The sequence below is a fragment of the Spirochaeta lutea genome, from assembly GCF_000758165.1.
Classification (GTDB): domain Bacteria; phylum Spirochaetota; class Spirochaetia; order DSM-27196; family Salinispiraceae; genus Spirochaeta_D; species Spirochaeta_D lutea.
The window spans coordinates 63,523-88,796 of sequence record NZ_JNUP01000064.1; the positions used below are offsets into that span (position 1 = coordinate 63,523).

Consider the following 25,274-nt stretch of genomic DNA (forward strand, 5'->3'; position numbering starts at 1 on the left):
CTCTATCCTTCAGCCCGAATATGAACTTCACTTGATAATTCCAGGGGAATATGAGCCCCCCGCTGGGGATTGTTGGAATAATTATAACTACCTACCCTAAAATAATACACTCTACCGGGCTGGAGGCCCTGGATAAGCGCCTGATTCCCCTGCTCCACCCTGCGGGGGTTCTGGTCGAAATAGGTATCCGGTCCCGTTCCGAAGAACACCATGTAACCCTCGGGGTTACCCCGTAGTACCGGATTCCATTCTAAGAGCACACCGTCCTCGGTGTTGCTCACCCGTACTCCCTGGGGTGCCGGGGGAACCGGGTCGGTTCGATATTCGACAGAAAGACTCCGGAGACCGGGTTTATTCTCCCTGACCCCATCGGGGAGCAGCTCGACCATGGTGTAGAGAAATCTCCCCCGGTAGGCAGGCCGGGGATCTTCGGAGACCTCTTTAAGGCCTCCTTGGACATCTAGCAGCTGCCAGCGCGGATCGCTAAATCCGGGATCCTCCAGGTAATCACTGAGAAAGAAATAGGTTCTGATCTCTGTAGCGCCAGGGGTTCGGCCTTCCACCTGCGCCCCCTGAACCCTGGCGCCGGGATAATACAGATCCAGAGGCCGGTAAATAAGACGGCCTCGTTCAAGATCGCCGGTTCTACTTTGATCCGGCTCCCTCCAGGTTCGGCTTATCCGGAACTCATCAACAGCTCCGTTGAGGTACTGGCCGATGCGAACCGCAGGTTCGCTGAGTTCGCCCACATACGGGTTGAAGGGAGTTCCGGTCTGATCCCCGGTATCGGTCACATGGACCACCGATTCAGGCACCCCGTTCACCAGATACTCCAACACACTGCGGTCCGGATTGTATCGCAACAGGTGATGACTCCAGGTTCGGGGAATCAACTCTCTACGCTGCCGAAGCACAACGGGCAATCCGGTGAATCCGTCGGTTTGATCTCCGATTTCACCCCGGACGAAGAAATTCTCCAGATTCCAGGTCAGGCGTCGATCCTGAAGGCTGACAAGGATTTTCTGAAAAAGCGGCTCGGTCCCAATCCAGCTTGAACCCTGCCAAGCCAGTACCTCCCCCCCTTCCCGCGGGGCTCCCGAGTAAAACCAAAACTCTATGCTGAAGGCCCCCAAATAGGTCCCTGGCTGAAACATGCTTCCCTGCCGGGGTTCCAAAACCATGCCTGCGCTGGAATCCAGGAATACCACAGCCCCGTTCCCCAGGGCATGAAGATCCTTTTGCAGGTACCCTTGAAAAGAAATGAGCTGGTAGGCACCCTGAACATCCGCCCGTCCGTCATCGAAAGAAAGTAATAAATCGGTGTCTTCATCCATGTGATGCACCGCATCGCGGATCGTAATTTCTTCCTCTCCGGCAGCGCCGCTGCGCCGCATTATCTCTTCCTGCCGGGCAAATTCACCCTGGTGCATCAAATCTACCACAGCCTCTCCGGCCTGGGCCTGGAGGCTGCTGGCAGCACCTCCCAGGAGAGCCATGGTGGTGAGCCACACCAATAATTCCTTCATATTCATTCTGATCCGTGCCCCTGGCTTCATAGTTTATTTTCCTTACAACTCGCTGTATCTTACTATCGGCATGAAAACTGAAACTCTGCATAGTCAAGCGAAACAGTTTCCCCGGGATCCCGGGGTCTATCTCATGAAAGACCCTAAGGGAACCATCATTTATGTGGGAAAAGCAAAGAACCTCAGGAATAGGGTACGGTCTTACTTCACGGGCCACAAGGACCCGAAAACGGCGGTGTTGGTCAGCAAGGTTCACCATATCGACTTTTTGGTCACCAAGAGTGAGTACGAGGCCCTGATACTGGAAAACAACCTCATCAAGGAATACACCCCCCGGTACAATATCAACCTGAAGGATGGGAAAACCTATCCGGTGATCCGCATTACTAATGATGCGTACCCCCGGGTCTTCAGAACACGACGGATTATTCGGGACGGGTCTCAGTACTTCGGGCCATACACCAATATAAAAGCCATTGAACTTTATCTTGAGGTGATCGACCGGTTATATCCCCTCCGAAAATGCCGCGGACCCCTTAAAAAACGCGAATCACCTTGCCTGTACTACCATATTGGAAAATGTCCGGGACCCTGTGCCGGTCTCATTTCCAAAGAAGATTATCGGAAGCGGGTCGCAAAGGTTGCCCGGCTTCTCTCCAAACCGCCGAAGACCCTTATAAAGGAATTTGAGCGGGACATGAAAAAAGCCAGCGCGAACCTTCAGTTTGAGGATGCGGCATACTATCGGGATGTCATTCAGGCCATGGAGGAGGTCTTTGCAGAGCAGCAGGTGGTGGACTATGACCAGGAAACCCGGGATTACATCGGCTGGTACAACCAGGACCAGTACCATAGTTTTGTAGTCCTGCAGATGCGGGAGGGGAAGCTGGCGGGTACCGATATGTTCCGCAGCCAAGGTTACGGCGAAGACTCAGAAAATCTGCTTCAGTTTATCACCCAATACTACAGCCAGCATGACCGGCGTCCGGCGGTGGTGTACCTCGGTGAACCGGACGTTCTTCCGGCGATTCAGGAGTTCTTTTCCAGCGAATTGGCATCTGCCATTAGGGCGGAAATACCCGAATCTGACCGTGATAGTTCCATCCTGGAGATGGCCAGGGAAAACGCCAGGCAGGATGGGCTCAAGCGGATTCATGAACTCGGCAGCCTGCCTGCATTGGAGGAGTTACAGAGGATACTACAGCTTCCCTCCCTCCCCCTGCGTATTGAGGGCTTCGATATTGCTCAGCTCCATGGCAAACACACCATTGCATCCCTGGTCAGTTTTCATCAGGGGAAACCCGATAAAGCCCAATACCGATATTATAAAATCAAGACCCTGGACGGGGGAATAGATGATTTTGAATCCATGCGTGAGGCGGTTGCCAGAAGATACAGCAGGCTTCTCAATGAGGATCGGGACATGCCCGATCTCATCCTTATAGACGGGGGCAAGGGGCAGTTGAGCGCTGCCAAATCGATTCTCGATAGCCTCGGCCTGGGAGACCTGGCAATCCTCGGATTGGCAAAGCAGGAGGAGGAGATTTTCCTCCCCGGCAGATCGAAGTCCATCACCCTACCCCCGGGCCACCCGGCGCTCCGTATTCTTCAGAATGTCCGTGATGAGGCCCACCGCTTTGCCACCGGTCTGAATCAACGCCTTCGCTCCGGAGACCTCCATCTTGAAACCTTGGAATCTATTCCCGGTATTGGTCCTGCCAGGGCAAAAAAGATACTGCAGCGGTATACGAGTATGAAGGTTATCCGGGATAAAACCGCCCAGGAAATCTCCCAGGACTGCGGGATTCCCCTGGCCGCAGCAACCGCATTAGAACATCAGCTCGGCCGAATCTCGAACCCCCTGGAGATCCTTGATACAGATTTCTCGGATTAGCTGGTCAAGCGCCGGGTTGAAAAATTCTGTCGCCGGCGGGGATTTTCCGATACAGAACCTCCCCGGCCCCTCCCCGTACCACAGCCTGGTAACAGAAGAGAGAAAGCAAATGACAATGCATCGCCGGGCGGTGCTCCCGGAGGGCAAACTCGTATTCTCCCGCTAACCGGACAATCCGGCCCAGTTCGATGAGAGAAAAATTTCGTAACCCCTGGGCGAATATCGCCTGGCTGCGCTTAAACACAACCCCGTGTTTTTTGAGACCCTCCTGGCTCGGTACGCCCCGGGGGTAATCGCTCTTTAACCCAAGCAGCACCCGGAACTGCCGAAGCAGCCCCGCCATGATCCCGATCCCCATGGAATCCCCGGCCGCAAAAACCTTTTGCAGCCCCTCCAAGGACAGGGAAAAATCCCGCTCCACCACATACTTAAAGATGGTGAAGGGATTTTCCTCCTTGCTATGGTAGATGTACTGCTCGATATCTTCGGCAACAATTTCACCGATCTGTTGGCCATCTCCGGAGGATATACCATGGAGCAATATCAATTTATCCGCCTCATGGGCCATCTGTTCGGTATTATTCTGGACAAGATCAAGAAACAGCTCAGCTGCTTCGGTACTGATTGTACTGCCCTTACTCCGAATATAGTTGATCAGCCAAGATTGGCGCTGGTTTTCAAACATCTCCCAAAATACCTTCTGGGCGGATTTAGGGGTCTTGGCAGCGATACGTTTGAGGCTTGCCGTCTTTTGGGATGAGGTTTCATCGCTTTCAAACACAACAAGGGTTTGCTCGGCCGGCTTCTTAAGGTACTCAGCCAGAAGGGAAAGATCACCCGTTCCCTTGATCTGCTCGGCATTCCGAAACCGGATGAAGACCCCGGCGGAAAAAAGACTACCATTTCTGGCCAGTTCGACCAGCCTGGAGAGGCTGTCCTCAAATCCGTAGAGGGTATAGGTGTCTATTTCCCCGCCTGCAGCGGATCGATACTGCTCCAGTAACCGGTTTACCGCGGCACCCTTCTCCCCGGATTCAGGACCGAGAAATAGATACACAGGAAACATGTTATTCATAGTTTCGAAGAATATGGGAGAGGGTTCCGAGAACCCGGACCTCCCGGGTATAGATGGAGGGATAAGCCGGATTTTCTGCCTGGAGTCTGACTCGGTTCCGTTCCTTATAAAACCGCTTCAAGGTAACCGCATCGTCTACCATGGCTACCACAATCTGCCCGTTATCCGCCGTTTGCACCTGCCGGACAATGGCCAGATCACCTTCCATGATCCCGGCATTCACCATGCTGTCACCCCGGACCCGAAGAGCAAAATAATCACCGTGTTTGAGCAGCCCTGCGGGCACCGGAAGAGCTCCTTCAAAGTTTTCCTGAGACAAAATCGGCAGACCTGCGGCAACGGTTCCCAAGATAGGAACACTCCGGACTATCTCCTCTTTCTCCTCAGAAACAATCTCAATGGACCTGCTCCGGTTGGAATCCGTATGGATCACTCCCTTCTTTTTCAGGGCCTGGAGATGGTCATAGGCTCCTCGCACCGAGATGTCAAAAAAATCAGACACCTCACGAATGGTCGGGGGATATTTATTCTGATCGATAAAGGACTCAATAAAACGCAAGATTTCCTTTTGTCGATTAGTCAGGTTTTTCATGGCTTCTCGATTCCGAACTTCTTCATTTTGCCGTGGAGATTACTAGGGTAGATTCCCATCGCAGTGGCAGCCTTGCTGATATTATACTCGTTCTCTTCCAATTTTTGAAGGATGTATCGCCGCTCAAACTCATCCTTTGCTTCATTCAGCCCCATAACAAAAAATTTATCAAGGCCGCCGAGACCATCTTTGTTGGCACCGATGTCCCGGCGCTCCTCCGCCAATGCACCATCCACTGCCTCGGCGTGAATGGTATGATTCTCCGAGAAGACGACCAGACGCTGCATGACGTTTTTAAACTGCCGGACGTTTCCCGGCCAGGGAAACTGTTTCAACCGATCCACCGCTTCATCCCTGAGAACAAACCGCTGCCCGGCTTCGGGATCTTGCCCCAGGAGCTGGAACTGAAACACGTCCAAGAAATGCTGTCCCAGAAGAGGAATATCCTCCTTCCGCTCCCGCAGGGGTGGTACGGCAACCGGCACCACATGTAACCGGTAGAACAAATCCTCTCGAAACCGGCCTTCGCTGATCTCCGTCTGCATGTTTTTATTGGTAGCTGCTACCACCCGTACATTAATATCGATGGTCTCCTCACCCCCGAGACGTTCGATCTTCAATTCCTGTACAGCCCTGAGGATCTTAGCCTGGGCTGACAGAGACAGATCTGCAATCTCGTCTAAAAACAGGGTTCCCCCGGCGGCAACCTCGAATTTCCCCCGTTTTCGGGAGACAGCCCCGGTAAACGCCCCCTTTTCATGGCCGAAGAGCTCGGATTCAATGAGATTTTCAGGAATTGCCGCACAGTTTACCGCCACAAAAGGCCCGTTCCTCCGCGGACTTCCCTCATGGACCTTCCGAGCCACCAGTTCTTTCCCAGTTCCGTTCTCTCCGGTAATGAAAACCGTAGCATTGCTTGGAGCCGCCTGGGCAATAATAGCCCGAATCTCATCCAACTGAGCTGCCTTGCCGAGCATCGCATCCTGGACATCCAGGGAATGTTTCAGTTGGCGGTTCTCCCGCTTTAAGGCCTCTACTGTGAGGGCGTTCCGTACCAGGGTTATCACCCGGTCGATGGATAGGGGTTTTTCCATCATATCAAAGGCACCCAGCTTGATAGCCTTCACCGCCATATCAATATTAGCGTGGCCGGAAATAATGATGACCTCGATCTGCGGATAATCGGCTTTTATATGCTCAAGAACCTCGATACCGCCCATCTTGGGAAGCCATACATCCAGAATAACCAGATCCACAACCCGGCTCTTAAGAATCTGAAGCCCTTCAACACCATCCTCGGCTGTTACTACCTGATACTCTTCGTCCTCGAGGATATCCTGGAGAACCTCCCTAATACCCGGTTCGTCATCAACAATAAGTATGGTGCTCATGTCTTTCCCTCCTGTTCGTCCATGGGATCCGGAAGATCGATATAAAACCGTGTACCGTGGTGTTCGGTGGATTCGAACCATATTTGCCCGAGATGATCACTGATAATCCGCTCCACAATGGCAAGTCCGAGCCCCGTCCCATCCTTTTTTGAGGTGTAATACGGGGTAAAAATCTTATCCCGATGCTCTTCGGCAATTCCCGGTCCGTCATCTTCCACGGTAATTCTGCAGTACGAGATTCCGCTTTTCTGTACCTTAAAGGCGCCGAGCTTTATCATACCACTTCTCTCACCAATTGCATCTACCGCGTTTGCTAGAAGATTTCCCAGAACCTGCCGCAACTGGCGTTCATCGGCGAACACGTGTAAATCGGGCGTTCCTACAGAAACCTCAATCCGGAGATTTGCATACCCGGAGTACATTCCTTGGAGGCTCTCCGCGAAGGGGGAGAATGGTATCCAGCTGGGTTCGGGATTCGGCAGACGGGCGAAGTTTCGGAATTCGGTAAGCATACTGCTGAGGCGATCAACCTCGGTGATTATCCGGGAAACAGATTGCTCGAGAACCCCGCGGAAGGTCTCTGGGGAGCTCTCATATTTCCGAATCAGCCGTTCTGTGGACAGCTTGATAGGGGTCAGGGGATTCTTAATCTCATGGGCCAGCCGCTGGGCGAGGTCTTTCCACGCCGCAATCCGCTCGGAATGAACCAGTTTTTGCCGGGACCTGTCCAATTCCAGGATCATCCGGTTAAAGGATTCAGCCAAATGATCGATATCCTCATTGCCCCGGGTAAGAATTCTATAAGAAAAATCACCCTGAGCAATACGCTGGGTCGCCACCTCCAGGTTCATTATGGGCCTGATGATCTCATCACTGAAATAGAAGCTGGCAAGCACCGCCACCAAGAGAAGGGGCAGGGCGAATAAGAGATAAAAGAACAGAACCGCAAAGGTAAAGGTGGCCTGATTCCGGCTAAATTGATTGAAATAGGTAACATTTTCCTGGATTGTCCGTGCCCGATCCTCAAACTCCGGGCTGATTTCCAGGGTCAACAGCACCACCACCCTCCGCCCGCCGTCTTGGAAGCTGCGCTTTATTCGTACTATGTCATGGTTTTCCAGGCTGTATCTGACGATCCTGCCGTCGGCCTCCTGTAATACCGCCTGGGCTGGGATCAACATGGAGGCCCCCCCCCATTGTCCGAGGATGACACCGTTTGCTGCGACTAATTGTACGGCGGACAGTTCGGGTCGTACCTGACGAATCCTCTGGATGATCCTATCCGGCTCAGAAGCAGCCCCCACCAAAATACCGTCCAGCAAATCAGACGCGGCGAATTGCTCCAACCTACGTACCTCCTGCTGGTAGTAGTCGATGGTCATGTCCAACCCGGCCTCGAGGGCCTGCCCCATCCCCGGACGGAACCAGGTTGAAACTGCAACCCGGACAAAGTTGAAGGAGAGCACGGCCTGGGGGATTGCTGAGATAAGCACGATAACCACAAAACTTGCTAACATCCGGTAACGGAACCGGGAACCGGGATGGCCCCTTCTCCGCTCCCGAACAAGTCTGAGAATGCGGATTATTACCGCGGCAATCAGGACCAAGGGAAGGAGCAGGGCGATGCCCAAAATCACCCAGAGAACGGCATTTTGCTGAAACTCAACCCCTTCCAAAACCTGAACGGAGAGCACCAGGAGCAGCGCCAGGATGAAGACATAGAGAAAAACCAGCCCCAACAGGGACCCCAGAGAGCTGCTACTGTTCCGTGCCATCGGTATCTCCCAAGGTTATAACCTGATCAAAGACCTCAACCCGCCCGGGGATGAGCACAGACAGGATCCACAGAGCCGGATCAAGTACATACCGCTCAAAGGTGACCCTAATTCGATAGTCCCCCGGAACACCGACCCTTAGAAAGGATCGGTCGGTAAAATGCCGGAGGGCATCGGAGAGTGCCGGGGCATTATACAGCAGGGTGTCCCCGTTTTTAACCAGGTATTGTTCTTCAAAGGGGTCGTAACTCAACTTTCGGTCCCAGACCCCGATGAGTGAATCCCCAGGGAGGGAGTAGAGCCGCCAGGTCAGCCGTACGGTCTGCCCGCCCAAAAGCAGGGATTCCACATAGGCCTGGTCATCCTGAGAAAGCCCGAACCTGGCATGTAAGCCCAGGGGGTCTTCAGGCCGGGGAAGGTAGACCGGTCCGGTAGATTGAGCGGCCAGGGGAAATTCCCCGAGGATCCATAGGAGGAACCATAATCCGAGGAACCGGGATGCCCCTGGGAGCCTACTGCTCCTCGAACCGGTTTTCGAATAGTGTCGCCAAGGCCTCCACTGCATCTTGCTCATCCGCTCCATCTGCTTCGATGGTAATCTCTGTATTGTATGACGCACCCAGGGTAATGATCCCCATGATGGATTTTGCGTTTATCTCTTCATTTTCCTTTTTGAAAAGAATCTTAGATTCAAAGCGCCCTGCGGTTTGGACAATGAGGGCAGCCGGGCGCGCATGTATCCCAGCCCTGTTCCGTACTGTTACAACTCGTTCAGTCATGAATACTCCGTATTACTCTGAGTCATCTCCCCGGAGTCTATCCTGGAGAGATTCAATCATCTGCCGTTTCTGCATGTATATTTTACGGGCATTTTCCGTTTCAAGCCACTTCATAACACTCTGGTTAAACTCTTTTGCGGAAAAATACCCCATTTTTTTTAACCGTTCATTCATGGCTGCGGTTTCGATGATGATCGGTATGTTTCTCCCCGGTTTTACCGGTACCAGGAGGTAGGGAACCTTGACTCCCAGGATCTCCGTGGTCTTCTCTTCTGCTCCGATACGGTCATACACCTTCTCGGAGTCCCAGTTTTCCAGTTCTACCACCAGCTGAATCTGCTTGGTTTCTCGTATGGCGCCAACTCCGAAGAGGTGGGTTATATTAATGATACCGAGCCCCCGGATCTCCATATGGTGGCCCAGGGCTTTGTTGGCTCCGGAGCCGATAAGCACGTTACCGGATACATTCCGAATCTCCACCGCATCGTCGGCAACCAGCCGATGTCCGCGGTGCACCAACTCCAGGGCGGCCTCGCTCTTGCCCACCCCGCTGTCTCCAATAATAAAAATTCCGATACCGAACACCTCCACCAAAACCCCGTGGGTTGTCAGGGTTTTGGCAAAAACATTGCTCAGGGCCCGGATAAGCCGGGAGTTAAAATCTGATGTGGCCAGACTTGTCTGCAAGACCGGGGTACCCGTGTCGGTGGCAATGGCGATTAACCGTTCGGTGGGATAAAGATCATGGGTAAAAATCGCGCAGGGTACCCCCTGTTCGAATAGATGCCTGATTGTATCGCTGTTCCCCTGGGCATCCAGTTTTTCTAAATAGGCGTGTTCCCCCCTGCCGAAGATCTGGATCCGCTCATACCCGAAATTATCAAAAAAACCCGAGAGAGCCAGGCCGGGACGGTTCAAATCCGGCATCCGAATCTCACGGCTTAAGCCCTGGCGCCCGGCGATACACCGGAGCCCCAGGTCATTATGTTCTTTCAGATCAAGGTTGAGTAGATCAAGAACGGTGAAGGTCTGTCTCATTTATGGTGATCCTGAATCTTATCCTTTTCTTTTCGCACCTTCTGCTCAAGTCTATCTATCAGTTTCTCGATGGCTTCATGGAGATTATAGTCACGCTCGGAGATATGGGCGCTTACACCAAACCGGAAGTTCACCGTTACCTCCGCAGTCCAATCGTTGCTTCCCTTACCTTTCGTGAGGGTGAAAAGCAGATCGGTAATCATGTCCGACGCAAAGTCCAGCTTGCTCAGCTTTGTTGTTAAAAATTCCCGGGTATCTTCTGTCAGTTCGTAGTGAACACCTTTAATCTCTACTCTCATTCAAGCCTCCGTTGTATTATGGTCGATCGTAAGAAGAAGAAATGTCGAGCTCCTTGCGGTATTTTGCCACGGTCCGCCTGGCTATGGAAACCCCGCGTTTTTTCAGGAGATCGGCAAGCTTCTGGTCCGAGAGGGTACCACCCTGCTCAGAATCAAGAATTTCTTTCAGTATCGCTTTCACCCCCTCCTTCGAGTATTGAATGCCCTTGGCGTTGGTTCCCGCAACGGCATTAGAAAAGAAATACTTCAGTTCAAACAGGCCAAAATCGGTATGTACATACTTTCCATTGGTAAGCCTGCTCACCGTTGCCTCGTGCACACCGATCTCCCCGGCAATATCCCGGAGGGTCAGGGGTACGATGTACTTCGGTCCCCGGAGAAAAAAATCACGCTGAAACTCCACGATGGCCTTGGCGACCTTTAACAAGGTTTTATTGCGCTGCTGAAGGGTCTGGATGAACCAGCGTGCATCCCGGATCTTGGAGGTTACAAACTGTTTCACCTCCTTCTGATCCCCCTGACTTTGGAGTACCTCATCAAAAAAGGCATTTACCCCGAGCACGGGTATTTCCTCATCATTGAGGATGATTACGAATTCGCCGTCCTTTTGGGTGATCATCAGGTCGGGAATGACGTACTGGGGACTGGTTGCAGAGTATTCCCGCCCCGGAAAGGGGGTAAGGGTTTGGATGAACTCAAGGGACCGCTCAATCTGATGCTCCGGAACCTTCAGCTGCCTGGCGATCTCCTTGAGCCTTCCTTTTTCCAGAAGCTCCAGGTGGTGCTCCAAAATCGGAATTACCGATGATGGCACTACTTCTTCGGAAAGCCGGGCCTGAACCAGGAGAGAATCCTGGTAGTTGGCAGTGCAGGTACCCTGGGGTTCAAATCCCTGGATGATGGACATCACCTGCCGGAGTGCGGGGTGCATTTCTTCGGGAACCAATTCCAGGGGATCTTCCCGGTGGAATCCGTTTCCATCCAGGTTCCGTATGAGTAATTCTCCAATCTGGAAAAACTCATCCGGAAGAGGCTGGAGGCGCAGCTGCCAAATGAGGTGATCCTGGAGGCTCTCGGGGCGGGCAATGGCCCCCTCCATGAACTTGCGCTTTGCCTCGCTGGCCTCATCGTCATAACCGCCGTAGGAGGTCGTGTAATCTCCGATATTTCCCGGATCACTGGTATTCTCGAAGGCCTCGTAATCCCCGGATTTCCCGGAGAACTCATCGATGGATACGGTTTTACGCTCCTCCACCACCTCGAGGGCAGGATTCACCTCCAGCTCTTCCTGAATCCGAGCCTGTAAATCCTGGAGGGGCATTGCTAATATCTGAATCCCCTGCAGCATCTGGGGGCTTAGTTTTAATTTCTGCTCCTGCATCATGGCAGGACGCTGGATCTGCATTGTTACTCCTTCGACGACCCTACTGTAATTGTGATTGAGCTATCCTGCTTTGTCAACGAAACGAAGAATCGCCCCGGAGGGTTACATCCGAAACGCAGACCCCAGGTAAATCTCCCGGGCAAGGGGATTATCCATGATTTCTTCCCGGGAACCGGAGACCAAAATCTCCCCCTGGGAGATAATGTAGGACCGATGGGTAATCTCCAGGGTATCCCGGACGTTGTGGTCGGTAATTAAAACCCCGATATTCTGTTCGGTTAGGGATGAGATTATCTGTTTGATTTCGTGGACGGCAATGGGGTCGATGCCGGCAAAGGGCTCATCCAGAAGCAGGAACTTGGGTTCGATGGCCAGGGCACGGGCAATCTCCGTACGGCGCCGCTCCCCTCCGGATAAACTGTAGGCCTGTTGGTTCCGACGGTCTTGTATGCCCAACTCTTCCAGAAGCAGCTCTAACCGCTCCCTTTTCTCCTTCTTGGAAAGGTCCTTTCGGGTTTCCAGGATTGCCCAAATATTGTCCTGAACACTGAGTTTCCGGAATACTGAGGCATCCTGGGGCAGGTAGCTGATTCCGAGCCGCGCCCGTTTATACATGGGAAGGTGGGTTATTTCGTGGTGGTCCAGCTCGATGAACCCGTCGGTGGGCTTTATAAACCCGACTATACTGTAGAAACAGGTCGTTTTGCCCGCCCCGTTCGGTCCCAAGAACCCCACGATTTCACCGGTGGTCATAGAAAAATCCACACCCTTCAGGGCAAATTTTTTTCCGTACCGCTTCTTGAGATTTCGAACCCTGAGCTCACTCATTTCGATTCTCCTGTTCGATGATACCGGTTACCCGGCCGTCTAGGAGGATGTCATCGGTGTCCAGGTTGATAGAGATGCGGTTCGCCCGGTATTCATCCCCGTCGCTGAAAACCAAGGGATTGCCGGAGAGTTCAAGCTGCTGGGTATTCCGGTGGTACTGCACTACCTCGGCCCGGGCCACGAGATCCTCCTTGAGAATCCGTACCCCCACTTGAATAATGGCCAGTTCCTGTTCCCCCCGGTTTTCTATAATACCGCCCCGGACGATCAGCCCCTCATCGGCATCCTCCAGCATGGCATTGCCCGATACCAGAAGAATGTCGTAGGTACGGTCGTATTCCAGGCTGTCCCCCTCCAGGGTGAGATTCTGCTTCTTTTCTATGATCAGCACCCCGCCGGTGGCCCGGATGGTTCGCTGATCGCTGCCGAGGATCTCAATCCGCTGGGCCTTGATCTGGACTCGTTCGGTATCTACCTGGGCATCACCCTGGAGAACGGTCCTCTCCCGGCCTTCGGCGGTTACCGATTCCACAGTCATGGCGGAAAACCGGATTGTCTCGCTGGCCAGGGGCATGAGAATCACCCCAAAAAAAAGCACTGCAAAACACCGAAGAGGGCACCGCTTCAGCGAGAGAAAGCTCAAGGTATTACTCTGTGGCATCGTTTGAAGATTCATCTTGCTCCTGGGCTTGAACCTCGCCGCTCACCCCGCCGCTAAACCGGATGGACTTCTCGGTAAGGTCCGCCGCGAACCCCCGGCCCTGGATCCGGTCTCCGTCATCGGTAACCACCTGGACCTCCTGATCAGACAAACTGGTGATCATTCGGTTAGAATCACTCCAATAAAAGTACTCCCCGGTGACCTCCGCCCCCTCCTGATCGCTGTATACCACAATATTTCCCTGGAGCTCCACATCCTCGGTATCGGTGAAGAGGGTGGCGAAGTCCGCGTGACCGTAGGATACCACCTCCCCCTTGAGGGAATACTCCTCAAACCGTACCCCTTCAAGTTCCCGGAGATTTCGAGAGGCATAGGATCGGGAGTGATCTGCTTCTAGCCGAAGCAGGAGGCTGTTATTGCGGTAGATGTTCTGCCGGAAGGCGGTAACCTCAATGTCCGGCACCTGATCGGATAGAGAATCGGCTTCTACATCGGCCCCGTAGTCCAGACGGCAGGCCTGGGTTGTCAACCCCATAGCCAGGAGAAGAAGCAGGGCCAAGGGTTTCCGAGGCTGCGTTCTAATCTGTATGTTTTTGTTGACACCCCGGGTGATCATACTCAGCTGTCCGTGCTATGGTTCGCAGCTTCAGGATTTGAACCGTTTTTCCCAGCTTCTATGGGTGTGCTGCGTTTCGCAGCTTCAATGAAGGAGGTAAAGAGGGGGTGACTTTTTAAGGGTTTTGAGAGGAATTCAGGGTGATATTGAACCCCGAGCCCCCAGGAATGGTTCGGCCACTGTACACTCTCCACGAGGTCGCCGTCCTTGGTTGTAGCGGTGATTAGCAGACCCGAGCGTTCTAGATCGGCACGCACCTTGTTGGAGACCTCATAACGATGCCGGTGCCGCTCGGCAATAACCGGGGCGCCGTAAATCGAGGCGATGGTTGTGCCCTCATGGAGATAGGAGTCGTTGCGCCCCAGGCGCATGGTACCGCCGTAGTTCTTCACGTCAATCTGCTCTTCCAGGAGGCTCACCACGGGGAACTTGCAGTCCGGTGCAAACTCCGTGCTATTAGCATCCTCCCAGTCAAGGACATCCCGCGCCCATTCGATAACCATGATCTGCATTCCCAAACAGATGCCAAAATACGGCAGCCCCCGCTCCCGACAGTACCGGGCGGTCAATACCATCCCCGGAATTCCACGGCTTCCGAACCCCCCGGGTACCAAAACGCCTTCCAGGTGGCCGAGCCGGTCCCCCAGGGCGTCCATGCCGCCTGCGGCATAGAGTTTTTCCAGCTCCTCGGAGTCGATCTTTTCGATTTCTACCCGAACCCCATTGGCTACCCCGGCGTGCAGCAGGGCCTCATCCACGGACTTGTAGCTATCCGCTAATTCGATGTATTTACCGATCATCCCGATGGTGATTACCCGCTGGGCGTTGGTGTAGGTAGTGACGTAGTTATTCCAATGGGACATATCGGCTTCCGGGGCCTGGATGCCCAGCCGGTGGAGGATGATCTGGTCGACCTTCTGCTTTTGGTAGCTGAGGGGGATTTCATAGATCGTACGGGAAACATCGTGGGCGCTTATCACGGCATCAAAATGCACGTTGGTGAACAGGGCGATTTTCCTACGCATATCGTCTTCAAGAACATGGGGGGCCCGACAGAAGAGCATATCCGGTTGAATACCGATTTCCCGCATTTTGTTAACCGAGTGCTGGGTGGGTTTTGTCTTCAGTTCGCCCCCGGCAACCTCGGGTATGAGGGTCAGGTGCAGAGACAGGGCGTTTTCATGGCCGATCTCGTGGATCATCTGACGGGCCGCTTCCAGGAACGGAATGCTTTCAATATCCCCAACGGTTCCGCCGACCTCTATGATCGTAACATCCACTTCTGCTTCTTCGCCCACCGCCAGAATGCGCTGCTTTATCCGGTCGGTAATATGGGGAATAACCTGGACAGTCCGGCCGAGGTAGCGGCCTTCCCGCTCCCGCTGAATGACCTCCTGGTATACCTGCCCGGTGGTGATGGAATTCTGGCGGCTGAGGGTGGAATTTGTGAACCGGGAATAATTACCCAGATCAAGGTCGGTTTCTGCTCCGTCATCGGTAACGAAAACCTCTCCATGTTGGTAGGGACTCATGGTGCCGGCATCAACATTGATGTAAGGATCAATCTTTACCATCCGAACAACAAGGCCCCGGGCCTCCAATAGACTCCCTACGGAGGCAGCTGCGATTCCCTTACCCAAACTGGAGCAAACGCCCCCGGTGACGAAAATATACTTCTTCATGTGTGATCATTATTCAAGGCACCCAGGGGGTTGTCAATGCCGTAGCTTTGACCGTCCGTATAATCTGGTTTTGCTTGACACCCCATGAGGGGGTGCATAGACTTTAACAATGTACAAACCCCCGCGGGAAAGCAGGTAGTCATGGCTGGTTTTCTTACCGACAGTGAATTTGATCAGTATAAAAAGCTCATATACGATGCCAGCGGAATAACCTTTTCAGCCAGCAACCGATCCATTCTTGAGAGCCGTCTCCGGGAACGGCTAAAGTCGGCAAATCTAGATTCTCCGGCCGAATACTATCGGCTCCTAACCAGCAGCCACGATGAACTCAAAACCCTGCTGGACTCTGTGACCACCAACCTTACGCGGTTCTTTCGTAATACAGCCCATATTCAAACCTTTGAGTATTACGTGATCCCTGAACTCATAAAGCAAAAACAGGCTTCGGGCAACAAGACTATAAAGCTGTGGAGCGCCGGGTGTTCCACCGGGGAGGAGCCCTACACCCTGGCAATGGTACTGAAGGAAACCCTGCCCGCCGACTTTACTATTCAGATCGTTGCATCGGATATCAGCCTTAAATCCTTGATGATCGGCAAAGAGGGATTTTACGGTCATAATAAAATGGCGGGGGTTCCCCAGAATTACCTCTCAAAATACTTCGATGAAAAGCCCGACGGTTTCCAGGTTAAGGGTTTTTTAAAGGACAATATCCGTTTCGATTACCATAATCTGAAGCATGATAGCGGACTCCGGGGGCTGGATGTTGTATTCTGCCGGAATGTGCTCATCTATTTTGATGCGCCGGCACAAAAGTCTGTGATCGACCGGTTTTGGGAGTGTATGGCCCCGAAGTCGTTCCTGTTCATCGGCCATAGTGAATCACTGTTCGGAATGGATACCCAATTCGAGTTTTTGAAAACCGATTGGGCGTGTATATACCAAAAGAAAACCTAAGCGAATCTCAGCCTGCTCCCAGGAGCCGGGCTTTATAATAGGATACGTAACGTTATAGAGGAACCCGTGGAAAAAAAACCAATTCAGGTGCTGGTGGTTGATGATTCAGCGCTCATGAGAAATATAGTCAGCCGGATTGTCGACTCGGCACCGGATCTTGAGGTAGCCGGCAAGGCCATGAATGGCCGTTTTGCCCTCCAAAAAATTGAAACCCTGAAACCGGATCTCATCATCCTGGATCTCGAAATGCCCGATATAAACGGCCTTGAGTTTCTCCAGGAACGCAGAAAACGGGAAATCGATATTCCAGTGATTGTTCTGTCGGCAGTAGCCCGGCGGGGGGCATCCATTACTATGGAAGCCCTGTCCTTGGGTGCTGCTGATTTTATAATGAAGCCCACCGGGGGAAATCCCGATGAGGTTCAACAGATTGCCAGCCAGCTGATAGAGCTCGCACGATCCTACGGGGCCACCTACCGGCAAAGCCATGGATTGGCTCCCATCGGCCTTAAACCGGGCACCGAGGAAACCCAGAAAAAATCTCCCGGCAGCGCCACTGCTCCGGCTGAAATACCCGGATTGCGAACCAGGCAGGACCAAGCGATTCCCGGCAAACCGGGAAGAATTCCGTCCAGTCCTTCGGGGGTTCCCCTGCGGAAACGAAGCCGTGCCGGTGGACCGGGCCCCCTGGAACTCATCGCCCTGGGTATTTCTACCGGGGGTCCGAATGCCCTGCGGCAGGTTTTTTCCGGGCTGGATCCGGAGCTGCAGACGCCCATCCTGGTAGTCCAGCACATGCCAGCCGGGTTCACCCTGGAATTTGCGAAGAGTTTGGACCGTATCTGCCCCATGGAAGTTAAGGAGGCTGAAGAGGGCGACCTGGTACGGCCCGGACGGATTCTCATTGCCCCGGGAGATTACCACATCGTTCTGGAACGCAAACGCTTGGCCACCATTGTCCACCTGGATTCCGGCCCGGCAAAAAACGGACACCGCCCCAGTGCCGACGTCCTGTTTGAATCTGCAGCCTCCATCTACGGTAACCGCTGTATGGGTGTAATCATGACCGGCATGGGTCGGGACGGGGCGGAGCATATCGGTGATATTTGGGAGGCCGGGGGGATAACCCTGGGACAGGATCAGCAGTCCAGCGTTGTCTACGGTATGCCCCGGGTGGCCTACGAATACGGCCACATTCTTAAGCAGGTAAGCCTTTCCGATATGGCAAAAGCCATCTGTGACTACGCCGCAGAGTTGGTGTAAGTTGGTGTAATTATGAGCACGGAATCAACGAAAAAACTCCTGGCGGTGCGCCACCTGGGCCTGGTCCCATACAGCCAGGCCTACGAAATTCAGCAGAGGCTCCACACCCAACGGGTTGAGGAAACCATTCCCGACACCCTTCTACTGCTCCAGCACCCCCATGTAATAACCCTGGGCAAACGCGGAACCGCCGAAGACTTGCTGCTCCCTCGAAGGGAGTATGACGAGCGAGGTATTGAGATAGTGGAAACCGACCGGGGCGGCCAGGTGACCTACCATGGCCCCGGACAGCTGGTGGGCTATATTATCAGTCATTTATACTCCCACAACAGGCGGCTCCGCTGGTTTGTGGAAACCCTTGAAGAGGTGATCTCGTCGGTTCTCCGGGACGGATTCGACCTTTCAGCCAGGGGAAGCGATACCGAACACGGGGTATGGGTCGATTCAGGAAATGAACCGCCCAGGAAAATAGCGGCCCTGGGAATTGCGGTAAAGAACCGGGTAACCATGCACGGCTTCGCACTGAATGTGGAACCGGATATGAGTTTCTTCAAGACCATCATTCCCTGTGGAATCCGAGACAAGGGCCAAACGAGTCTGCGCATGGAACTGGAACGTACTGGCGGTATCCGGGAGAACCGGCCCGCGTTAATGGATCAGGTGACGGAGCTGGTTATCCGGGAATTCTGCGAGTTGTACGACTATGAGGCGGTAGAATCCCCTTGACTATCCTCTTCGGGCTGAAGCTGTTCAGCCGGGGTTTCCACGGGCACCCGGACAGCCTCCACGGACACAGCCTTCCCGGAATCATCTAATTCGAAGATAGCCCCCTGAAGCTCCAGGCCCTGCCACCACTCATAGGACCGCTCAGGTATTCCGCCCACCAGCTGCTGGATCTCAATCTCCGGCTTGAACCCCTTTACGGACTGAATACTCCCGGTTCGGCCGGTATCAAGGATACTCCCGGTTCCCTTGGGCAGTACCTCGGCATCCGCGGTCAGGGTACGCATACCCGTTCCGGCGATCATCGTCACCTGGCCGTCGGCCATGAGTGCCATCGCCGCCTTTTCCGCGGTGGTGCAGGAATGGAAATCCAGAAAGGTGGCATGAACATCCTGGTTAATCCGCCGGAGGATCTCAGGTAAAAAGCTAAATGGGTTACTCGGATGCACCCGGTTGAATCCCGCCAGACCCATGAGGCTGATGACTGCAATCCGGTATTCGCCGAAGGTGAAGGTCCGCCAGCCCCGGCCGGGGTTTCCGGGCGGGAAATTGGCCGGGCGTAGGATGTAGGGTGCCTGCTCCATGTGGGGATGGAGATCCTTTTTAAAGTAGATTTGATCGCCTCCGGTGAGCACGTCGATTCCGAGCTTCCGGAGGTAGATGGAGTGGTTCCGCCCAAGGCCGTAGCCGTGGGTCGCCCCGTCGGCATTGGCTATGACACCGTCAATCCCTTGTTCTTCCTTGAAGCGCTGGAGCGCCGTCTTTACTACATAGATTCCCGGTTTACCGACAATTTCACCCAGAGCAAGTATTCGTAATCCCATCCCGCCATACTACCCCATCGGAGAAAAAAAGTATTCCCATGGACGATGATTTCCTTGGGTTTTCTCTGGAGTATGAGTATATTTGCATCACAGACCCAGCGCTCCTGAGAGGAGGCTGGACCAGGCGAGGGTTCCTGCTTGGACGGTCTGATTACAATGCTACTGCCCCGTAACGGGGAGCAGCCACAATCGCTTTAAGGAGGATTGTATGAAAAACAGAGATTTTTTGGATCTGCGTGAACTAATGGATGAGATTTTTGAAGCCGCCACTGATTTCAAAAACGCATTCACCGATGAGATGGGTTCCTGGAAACCCGACTTCAACTGGGGCGAACACCGGGATTACTACCCCGCCTATTCCTACCCCCCGACCAATGTGTACATGACTGCCGATAAGAGCCTGGTATTCCAGTTCGCTCTGGCAGGCTTCCAGGAAGAGCATATCGGCCTTGAATTCCGGGGCGATTACCTCTTCTTCTCCGCTAAGGCCCCGGAGGGCTTTGAGGAGGATGAGTCGGTTAAGTACTTCAAACGCAGACTGAAATTCAAAGACATCAAAGAGCAGAAGTATTTTGTTCCCGAGGATAAGTTTAATCGCGAGGCTGTGAAAGCTGTGTTAAAACATGCTATTCTCACCGTAACGATTCCAGCAAAGGATGAGGTGAAGGGTCCCGAAGGGGTAAAGGTTACCATCGTATCGGAAGATGAGCCTGGCCAGGCCCCGCCCAAAACCGGAAAGAAAGACAAGGAATAACCCAGGAGGAACAGATGTTAGGCACATTGTTTACCGTGCTGGTGGGAGTTGTCCTCGGATACGTGTTCAAACCCCAGATTGACCGGGCCCTGAAAAAGGTGGTCCGCAAGCTTGAGGATAAGAGCAAGGACGATTACCGCGACTTTTAGCACACGTTCTTATTAGAACAAAAGGAACCCAAGGGGACTGTCTCATTCGCAGGCAGCCCCTTTTTTTATCCTCCCCGCAGGCCTAAATCAGGTCCTCAACACAAACAAACCATGGCGTGTATTTCCCAATCAACCAAACTCCGGTATTCTCCGGCAGGCGGGGAACGCCGAAGACCTGGGGGCCCCGGTGGGTATCGGCCGGCGGTGGCTGAGCGGCCTGCTACAAGTGAAATTTACAGAAAGAGTGTTTCGTATTCATCGGCCGGCTTTCTGGAATGTCTTGTAGTGCGCAAAAAATGGTTCGACAAGGTTCGGCCACCAAGGTGGCGGGAAAGCCCCCTTGGTGGTCCGAGGTAGGCAGGCCGCGGCGGACAACGGCGGAAGATCGAATTCACTCTACTCAGAGCATCCCCCGCATCTTGACAGGTGCTGAGAGAATACGGTATTGTATGCGAACCTGATGCCCAGGTGGCGGAATTGGTAGACGCGCTAGATTCAGGTTCTAGTGGGGGCAACCCCGTGGAGGTTCAAGTCCTCTTCTGGGCATAGAAAAAGCAGATTGGCCTCTGGCCGGTCTGCTTTTTTTTGTGTCCAATGACCGGCGGACTTGAAGCGGAGGCGCGGAGTAATTCAAGACCCAACCCTCGGGTAGTGCCGCCACCATACATAGTTGCAACTCGCAGTACGCTGCAAAACCGTAACCCCCAGGTACAGAACCCAGGAAAACACCGGTTACTTGCACAAACCCTCCGGTGCTGGTACTATCGGGTACTCATTTTTAGGGAGAATCGACGGGATGATAGACAGAAACTAGGGAGTACCGGACAACTCGAAGCGGCACGTACTCACTGTTTCTCTATCCTCAGCCGCTCATAAATACCTTTAGGAGGTGATTATGGGCAAGTCGTTCCTTCATATATCGGAACTAACGTTTTCCTATCCCCAATCACATACGAATATCTTCAACCACTTTAGTATCCAACTCCCAGAGGGATGGACCGCTGTAACCGGGGCAAACGGGAGCGGAAAATCCACCCTCTTGAAGCTTGTTGCGGGGCGGCTTATCCCGGAAGCGGGTCAGATCCGATTTGACGGTACCTGTGTATACTGTCCCCAGGAGGTCAGGGTTATGGAAGAGAACCTTATTGGTTTCTTTTCCGAGCTTTACGATGGAAACTCCCTTGCGGGTAGATTGTTCAGTCAGCTGGAGCTGGACCATGATTGGCCGTACCGCTGGGAAAGCCTGAGTTACGGTGAGCGCAAGCGATTCCAGCTGGCCCGGGTGCTACTCGATGACCCGGAGGTGTTACTATTGGATGAGCCTACCAATCATCTGGATACCCGGGCACAACACTTGGTTTCGGAAGTACTCTCGGACTACCACGGTATAGCCCTTCTGGTAAGCCATGACCGGCGGCTTCTGAACCGGCTGACCACCCACACCCTCATGCTCTCATCCGCCGGTGACGGGGCTGAACCGAGATTTTTTAAGGGCAATTGGGACAGCGCTTGGACACAGTATGAACAGGAGCAGGAAACACTGCTGAAAAACCGCCGAAAGGCCCAGGTTGAAGAACAACGCCTGAGGCGGGAAATCCAACGGCGCAAGCAAGAGGCTCAGGGACATAAAAAGGACTTCAGCAAACGGCATCTCGACCCCAAAGACCATGACGGCAAGGGAAAGATTGATCTCATGAGGCTCACATCCAAGGATGCTACTGGAGCCAACGTTATTAAGAACCTTGAAGGCAGGGTTCAGGATCTACAGGACGGTCAGATCAAGCCCGATTACCGGAAAAAAACAGGAGTTACCCTGATTTCCCGCTCATTTGCTTCGGATTCCTTTTTTCAACTGGAGCCAGGGACTCTAGACCTGGGTGAAAAAAGGCTTGTTTATCCGGAGATTAGCATGGCTGCGGCGGACAGGATCTGCCTGGTGGGCCCGAACGGATCCGGAAAAACCAGTATTATTCGGCTGATTCTGAGCAAGTCGGGGTTGGGAAAAGAAGACTACGCCTACCTGCCCCAGGAGATACCTTCCCAAGACGCCGAAGATCTATTACTGCAATTCTCATCTCTAAACAACACAGAACGGGGAGAGATTCTTTCCCACTATTCCAGGCTCAATGGTGATCCCCAGTCCTTACAGGATGAGGATGTGCCGAGTCCCGGGGAACTACGCAAGATCCTGGTGGCTATGGCGTTTTTTAGAGCAATTCCCCTGATAATCCTCGATGAGCCTACGAATCATTTGGACCTTCCCTCACGGATGGCCCTGGAGGAGGCCTTGGTCCAGTATACTGGCGCAGTACTGCTGGTGAGTCACGATGACGAGTTCCGGGATAAAATTGGTTGCAGAATTTGGGATATCTGTCAGAATGGACAAGTTCATAGGTTGCAGCGGGATTAGTAACCCGCTGCCTGACGGGAAAGACTTGTGCCAATGTCATTTGTGGGGTAATTTTCCCTTCATACCGGGTACCGGGCTTCTAGTCGGAATCACCTGCAATACTGAGGTTGCCATGCACAATAAAATCACCATAAAGGATATAGCCCGGGAAGCTGGGGTTGGTATAAGCACTGTTTCCCGGGTCCTCAACGGATACCCCCTGGTAAAGGAAGAAACCAGAACAAGGGTTTTGGATATCTGCAATAAGAGAAACTTCATTCCCAACGGCGCCGCGAGAATGCTGGTTAAAAAATCGGGACAGGAAAATACCATCGCCATAGTCATGTCGGAGATCGCCCACCAGTTTTTCTTCGAACTCATCTCCAGTATGCAGGCCAATATGAGGAATGCTGGTTTTCATGCCATGATCTTCAACACCGACCAAGGCCGGGAATCGGTGATTCAGTACATCATTGAGCTGGGAATCTCGGCAGTCATTATTATGGGCACCCCTCAAATATCGGATGCCGATAAAGAACTGCTCCGGTTATACCGGGTGCCGCTTCTGTACATTGATCGCCACGATAAAGATTCCAACTTCATCACCTATTCCAATCACCACGGCGGCCGTCTGGCTGCCTCATACCTGGCAGAGAAGGGAGCCACCCAGGTGATGCTGGTAGGACTCACCGACCGGTCTGAACCCCAGGTGGACCGGTTTGAGGGGTTTCTGGCATACATTAAGGACGCCAATCTGCCCATGAGGACCCAGGAAGTATTGGTCTCTGACGAACAGGGAGCCTATACCTTGGCGAAGTCATTGATGTTGGATCAATCCATAGACGGCTATTTTTTCTTTATCGATACCATGGCAATGGCGGGAAAACAGGCAGCCAGGGATCTAAATAGAAACGTTCCCATTATTGGATACGATGATATATTTCCCGCCCGCTTTATGAATCTAACCACCGTCAGACAATCAGTAGCGGTACTGGGCGAGAAAACGGTCGGAATTATCAAAACTCTGATAACAGAACATCCAGATCATCTGATACAGGAAATCCTTACTCCGGAACTAATTATACGCGACTGACCTCACACGGACAGCAAAAGCCTCCATCTCGGAGAATTACTGGCGAAGTAGGTTCCTTCAAATCGGATCTTTGAAGGAGCCATGGGCTGGAATAGCAGAACTTTTGCAATTGGCACGTTGGAAAATCCTTGACAACAAAAAGATTATGCCTGACCATATATACCAGAAAATGAAAACGTTTTCATTTTCAGATTTTTTTAATGGAGGACTTCTTTATGAAGCGACTAACTGCTCTTGTTTTAATCCTGGTAGCAGCCACAGGATTTGTATTTGCTGGAGGAGATCAAGAGGGAGGCGGAGTGCCCCGACTCGAGATTCTCCAGAATAAGCCCGAAATAGATGCTCAACTCAAAGCCTATGCTGCAGCATGGGGACAAAAAAACGGTGTCCAGGTTGTAGTAAAGACCGTTGGAGGTTCGGTCGACGTAGACGTTGACCAGATGCTCACCATCGGGTATGCAGCCGGAGAAATGCCGGATATCTTCGTATTTCCCGGAGTGGCGGACTATGAAAAATGGTCGGAAGTAATTCTTGATGTTTCTGATCAGCCCTGGGTTGAAGAGACCTCGGTAGAATTCACCTATGACGGAAAGGTCTACGGCTTCCCTGTTGCAGTTGAGGGCTGGGGCCTTGCCTACAATGCCGACATCCTTGAGGCTGCCGGTGTTGATCCTGCTTCATTGGTGAACTATGCAGGTTACAAGGCAGCTTTCGAGAAAATTGACTCTATGAAAGCGGAATTAGGCCTGGAATCTGTGGTCTCCATGGCTGCATCCATTTCTATGTCGTGGGTAACCGCTCACCATAACTTCAACAGCCTACTTTCCGCAGGACTTCCCTACGGTGACCTTTCGGTGGTAAACGATCTTTTGGCGGGTAATGTAGATATGGCACGTCTGAGCCAATATGCCGACTGGGTTGAACTGCTCTTCACATACGCCGACCAGGCGGTACTGCTGACCGGAGATTACGATGCCCAGGTTGGCGCCTTCGCCCAGGGCAAGGCTGCATTCCTGCACCAAGGAAACTGGGCGGATGGTAACATTGAGGCTGCTGGCGCGGAATTCCCCCGGGCATTCGCTCCCCACGGCGCTCTCGCTACCGAAACAGACGGTATCTTTGCCTCAGCCCCGGCATACTACGCCATCAATGCTGATTCGGATGTTCAGGAACTTGCAAAGAAATTCCTGAATGACCTGGTATTCACCGATGCCGGACATCGCTACATGGTAGAGGAAGCCGGAATGATTCCCGCCTTTGCCTCAGTAGAACTGTCCCCCGCCTCCCCCCTGTCTCAGTCCGTACAGGAATGGGTTGCTTCCGGCAAGGTATACAGCTGGAACCAGTATTACTTCAGCGATTCCTTCCGTGACGACACCCTTGGTCCCATTTATAACCAGTTCGCCAGCGGAACCCTTTCAAAGGCCCAATTCATTCAGGCAATGAAGCAAGCCTTCGAATCACGGTAATCAGCTAACGGGATGGCGTGTACCCGCAGTGACCGGAAAAGCCGAAGGCTTGTACTGGGCATTGGGAATACACGCCAGTTGACTGAAGTTGCGAAGCAGCGGAAGACAACTGG

24 protein-coding genes and 1 tRNA gene are annotated in these 25,274 nt (G+C 53.0%); 10 read left to right on the plus strand and 15 right to left on the minus strand.

Translation table 11 applies throughout. From position 1 onward, the window contains the following. Positions 1 to 2: 2 nt before the first annotated feature. A complete protein-coding gene (locus tag DC28_RS08290; RefSeq protein WP_081942095.1) occupies positions 3 to 1,556 on the minus strand; it encodes a fibronectin type III domain-containing protein in 1,554 nt (517 codons plus the stop codon). A 40-nt stretch (positions 1,557 to 1,596) separates the two neighbouring features. Between DC28_RS08290 and uvrC the strand changes: the two genes are divergently transcribed. Next, positions 1,597 to 3,420 carry an excinuclease ABC subunit UvrC gene (gene uvrC, locus DC28_RS08295; RefSeq protein ID WP_162180216.1) on the plus strand — a complete coding sequence of 608 codons (1,824 nt, stop codon included), beginning with the start codon at positions 1,597 to 1,599 and terminating at the stop codon, positions 3,418 to 3,420. Positions 3,421 to 3,424: 4 nt separating this feature from the next. Here the strand turns inward: uvrC and holA are convergent, their stop codons facing one another. The 13 genes from holA to DC28_RS08360 form a co-directional block, all read right to left on the minus strand. Next, a complete protein-coding gene (gene holA / locus DC28_RS08300; protein WP_081942072.1) occupies positions 3,425 to 4,495 on the minus strand; it encodes a DNA polymerase III subunit delta in 1,071 nt (356 codons plus the stop codon). Continuing rightward, positions 4,488 to 5,087, minus strand: a complete 600-nt coding sequence (gene lexA, locus DC28_RS08305; protein WP_037547707.1) for a transcriptional repressor LexA — start codon at positions 5,085 to 5,087, stop codon at positions 4,488 to 4,490. Before lexA ends, holA begins: the two co-directional genes overlap by 8 nt. Continuing rightward, positions 5,084 to 6,478, minus strand: coding sequence for a sigma-54-dependent transcriptional regulator (locus tag DC28_RS08310; RefSeq protein ID WP_037547709.1), 1,395 nt, complete (start codon positions 6,476 to 6,478; stop codon positions 5,084 to 5,086). The genes lexA and DC28_RS08310 overlap by 4 nt, the downstream gene beginning before the upstream one ends. Beyond that, entirely contained in the window at positions 6,475 to 8,253 is a 1,779-nt protein-coding gene (locus DC28_RS15485) for a sensor histidine kinase (RefSeq protein ID WP_052078636.1), read from the minus strand. Before DC28_RS15485 ends, DC28_RS08310 begins: the two co-directional genes overlap by 4 nt. Further along, positions 8,237 to 8,827: a hypothetical protein gene (locus DC28_RS08320; protein WP_162180217.1), complete on the minus strand. Its 591-nt coding sequence runs from the start codon at positions 8,825 to 8,827 to the stop codon at positions 8,237 to 8,239. The genes DC28_RS15485 and DC28_RS08320 overlap by 17 nt, the downstream gene beginning before the upstream one ends. Further along, complete coding sequence (locus DC28_RS08325) at positions 8,766 to 9,032, minus strand: HPr family phosphocarrier protein (RefSeq protein WP_037547712.1); 267 nt, start codon at positions 9,030 to 9,032, stop codon at positions 8,766 to 8,768. Before DC28_RS08325 ends, DC28_RS08320 begins: the two co-directional genes overlap by 62 nt. A 12-nt stretch (positions 9,033 to 9,044) precedes the next feature. Then, the gene (gene hprK / locus DC28_RS08330) at positions 9,045 to 10,070 is read right to left on the minus strand and encodes an HPr(Ser) kinase/phosphatase (protein WP_052078637.1); all 1,026 of its coding nucleotides are present in this window, start codon (positions 10,068 to 10,070) and stop codon (positions 9,045 to 9,047) included. Then, positions 10,067 to 10,369, minus strand: coding sequence for a ribosome hibernation-promoting factor, HPF/YfiA family (hpf, locus tag DC28_RS08335; RefSeq protein ID WP_037547714.1), 303 nt, complete (start codon positions 10,367 to 10,369; stop codon positions 10,067 to 10,069). Before hpf ends, hprK begins: the two co-directional genes overlap by 4 nt. 16 nt (positions 10,370 to 10,385) lie before the next feature. Then, complete coding sequence (gene rpoN, locus DC28_RS08340) at positions 10,386 to 11,774, minus strand: RNA polymerase factor sigma-54 (protein WP_037547716.1); 1,389 nt, start codon at positions 11,772 to 11,774, stop codon at positions 10,386 to 10,388. 81 nt (positions 11,775 to 11,855) lie between these two features. After that, positions 11,856 to 12,581, minus strand: a complete 726-nt coding sequence (lptB, locus tag DC28_RS08345) for an LPS export ABC transporter ATP-binding protein (protein WP_037547718.1) — start codon at positions 12,579 to 12,581, stop codon at positions 11,856 to 11,858. Beyond that, the gene (locus DC28_RS08350) at positions 12,574 to 13,257 is read right to left on the minus strand and encodes a hypothetical protein (protein ID WP_156104633.1); all 684 of its coding nucleotides are present in this window, start codon (positions 13,255 to 13,257) and stop codon (positions 12,574 to 12,576) included. Before DC28_RS08350 ends, lptB begins: the two co-directional genes overlap by 8 nt. Beyond that, positions 13,229 to 13,858, minus strand: coding sequence for an LPS export ABC transporter periplasmic protein LptC (gene lptC, locus DC28_RS08355; protein ID WP_037547722.1), 630 nt, complete (start codon positions 13,856 to 13,858; stop codon positions 13,229 to 13,231). Before lptC ends, DC28_RS08350 begins: the two co-directional genes overlap by 29 nt. Positions 13,859 to 13,860: 2 nt before the next feature. Further along, positions 13,861 to 15,540 carry a CTP synthase gene (locus DC28_RS08360; protein ID WP_037547724.1) on the minus strand — a complete coding sequence of 560 codons (1,680 nt, stop codon included), beginning with the start codon at positions 15,538 to 15,540 and terminating at the stop codon, positions 13,861 to 13,863. 141 nt (positions 15,541 to 15,681) lie between these two features. Here DC28_RS08360 and DC28_RS08365 point away from each other — a divergent pair, with 141 nt between their 5' ends. The 3 genes from DC28_RS08365 to lipB all read left to right on the plus strand — a co-directional run bounded on the left by DC28_RS08365 (position 15,682) and on the right by lipB (position 18,486). Continuing rightward, the gene (locus DC28_RS08365) at positions 15,682 to 16,497 is read left to right on the plus strand and encodes a CheR family methyltransferase (protein WP_037547726.1); all 816 of its coding nucleotides are present in this window, start codon (positions 15,682 to 15,684) and stop codon (positions 16,495 to 16,497) included. A 66-nt stretch (positions 16,498 to 16,563) separates the two neighbouring features. Further along, complete coding sequence (locus DC28_RS08370; protein WP_037547728.1) at positions 16,564 to 17,760, plus strand: protein-glutamate methylesterase/protein-glutamine glutaminase; 1,197 nt, start codon at positions 16,564 to 16,566, stop codon at positions 17,758 to 17,760. Positions 17,761 to 17,772: 12 nt separating this feature from the next. Beyond that, complete coding sequence (lipB, locus tag DC28_RS08375; protein WP_052078638.1) at positions 17,773 to 18,486, plus strand: lipoyl(octanoyl) transferase LipB; 714 nt, start codon at positions 17,773 to 17,775, stop codon at positions 18,484 to 18,486. Here lipB and DC28_RS08380 read toward each other — a convergent pair. Then, on the minus strand, positions 18,462 to 19,307 hold the full coding sequence (locus DC28_RS08380; RefSeq protein ID WP_037547730.1) for a TIGR00282 family metallophosphoesterase: 846 nt from the start codon (positions 19,305 to 19,307) through the stop codon (positions 18,462 to 18,464). The genes lipB and DC28_RS08380 overlap by 25 nt on opposite strands. A gap of 208 nt (positions 19,308 to 19,515) precedes the next feature. On the opposite strand from DC28_RS08380, the gene DC28_RS08385 reads away from it, so the two are divergent. From DC28_RS08385 to DC28_RS08405, 6 genes are all read left to right on the plus strand, one after another. Then, a complete protein-coding gene (locus DC28_RS08385; RefSeq protein WP_052078639.1) occupies positions 19,516 to 20,061 on the plus strand; it encodes an Hsp20/alpha crystallin family protein in 546 nt (181 codons plus the stop codon). Between the two features lie 14 nt (positions 20,062 to 20,075). Further along, positions 20,076 to 20,210, plus strand: a complete 135-nt coding sequence (locus tag DC28_RS16845) for a hypothetical protein (RefSeq protein ID WP_280938011.1) — start codon at positions 20,076 to 20,078, stop codon at positions 20,208 to 20,210. 462 nt (positions 20,211 to 20,672) lie between these two features. Beyond that, positions 20,673 to 20,756: transfer RNA gene (locus DC28_RS08390), tRNA-Leu, on the plus strand. A gap of 349 nt (positions 20,757 to 21,105) precedes the next feature. Continuing rightward, a complete protein-coding gene (locus tag DC28_RS08395; protein ID WP_037547731.1) occupies positions 21,106 to 22,620 on the plus strand; it encodes an ATP-binding cassette domain-containing protein in 1,515 nt (504 codons plus the stop codon). A 112-nt stretch (positions 22,621 to 22,732) separates the two neighbouring features. Further along, entirely contained in the window at positions 22,733 to 23,692 is a 960-nt protein-coding gene (locus tag DC28_RS08400; protein WP_037547733.1) for a LacI family DNA-binding transcriptional regulator, read from the plus strand. Positions 23,693 to 23,907: 215 nt separating this feature from the next. Continuing rightward, on the plus strand, positions 23,908 to 25,161 hold the full coding sequence (locus tag DC28_RS08405; protein WP_037547920.1) for an ABC transporter substrate-binding protein: 1,254 nt from the start codon (positions 23,908 to 23,910) through the stop codon (positions 25,159 to 25,161). The last annotated feature ends 113 nt before the right edge of the window (positions 25,162 to 25,274 follow it).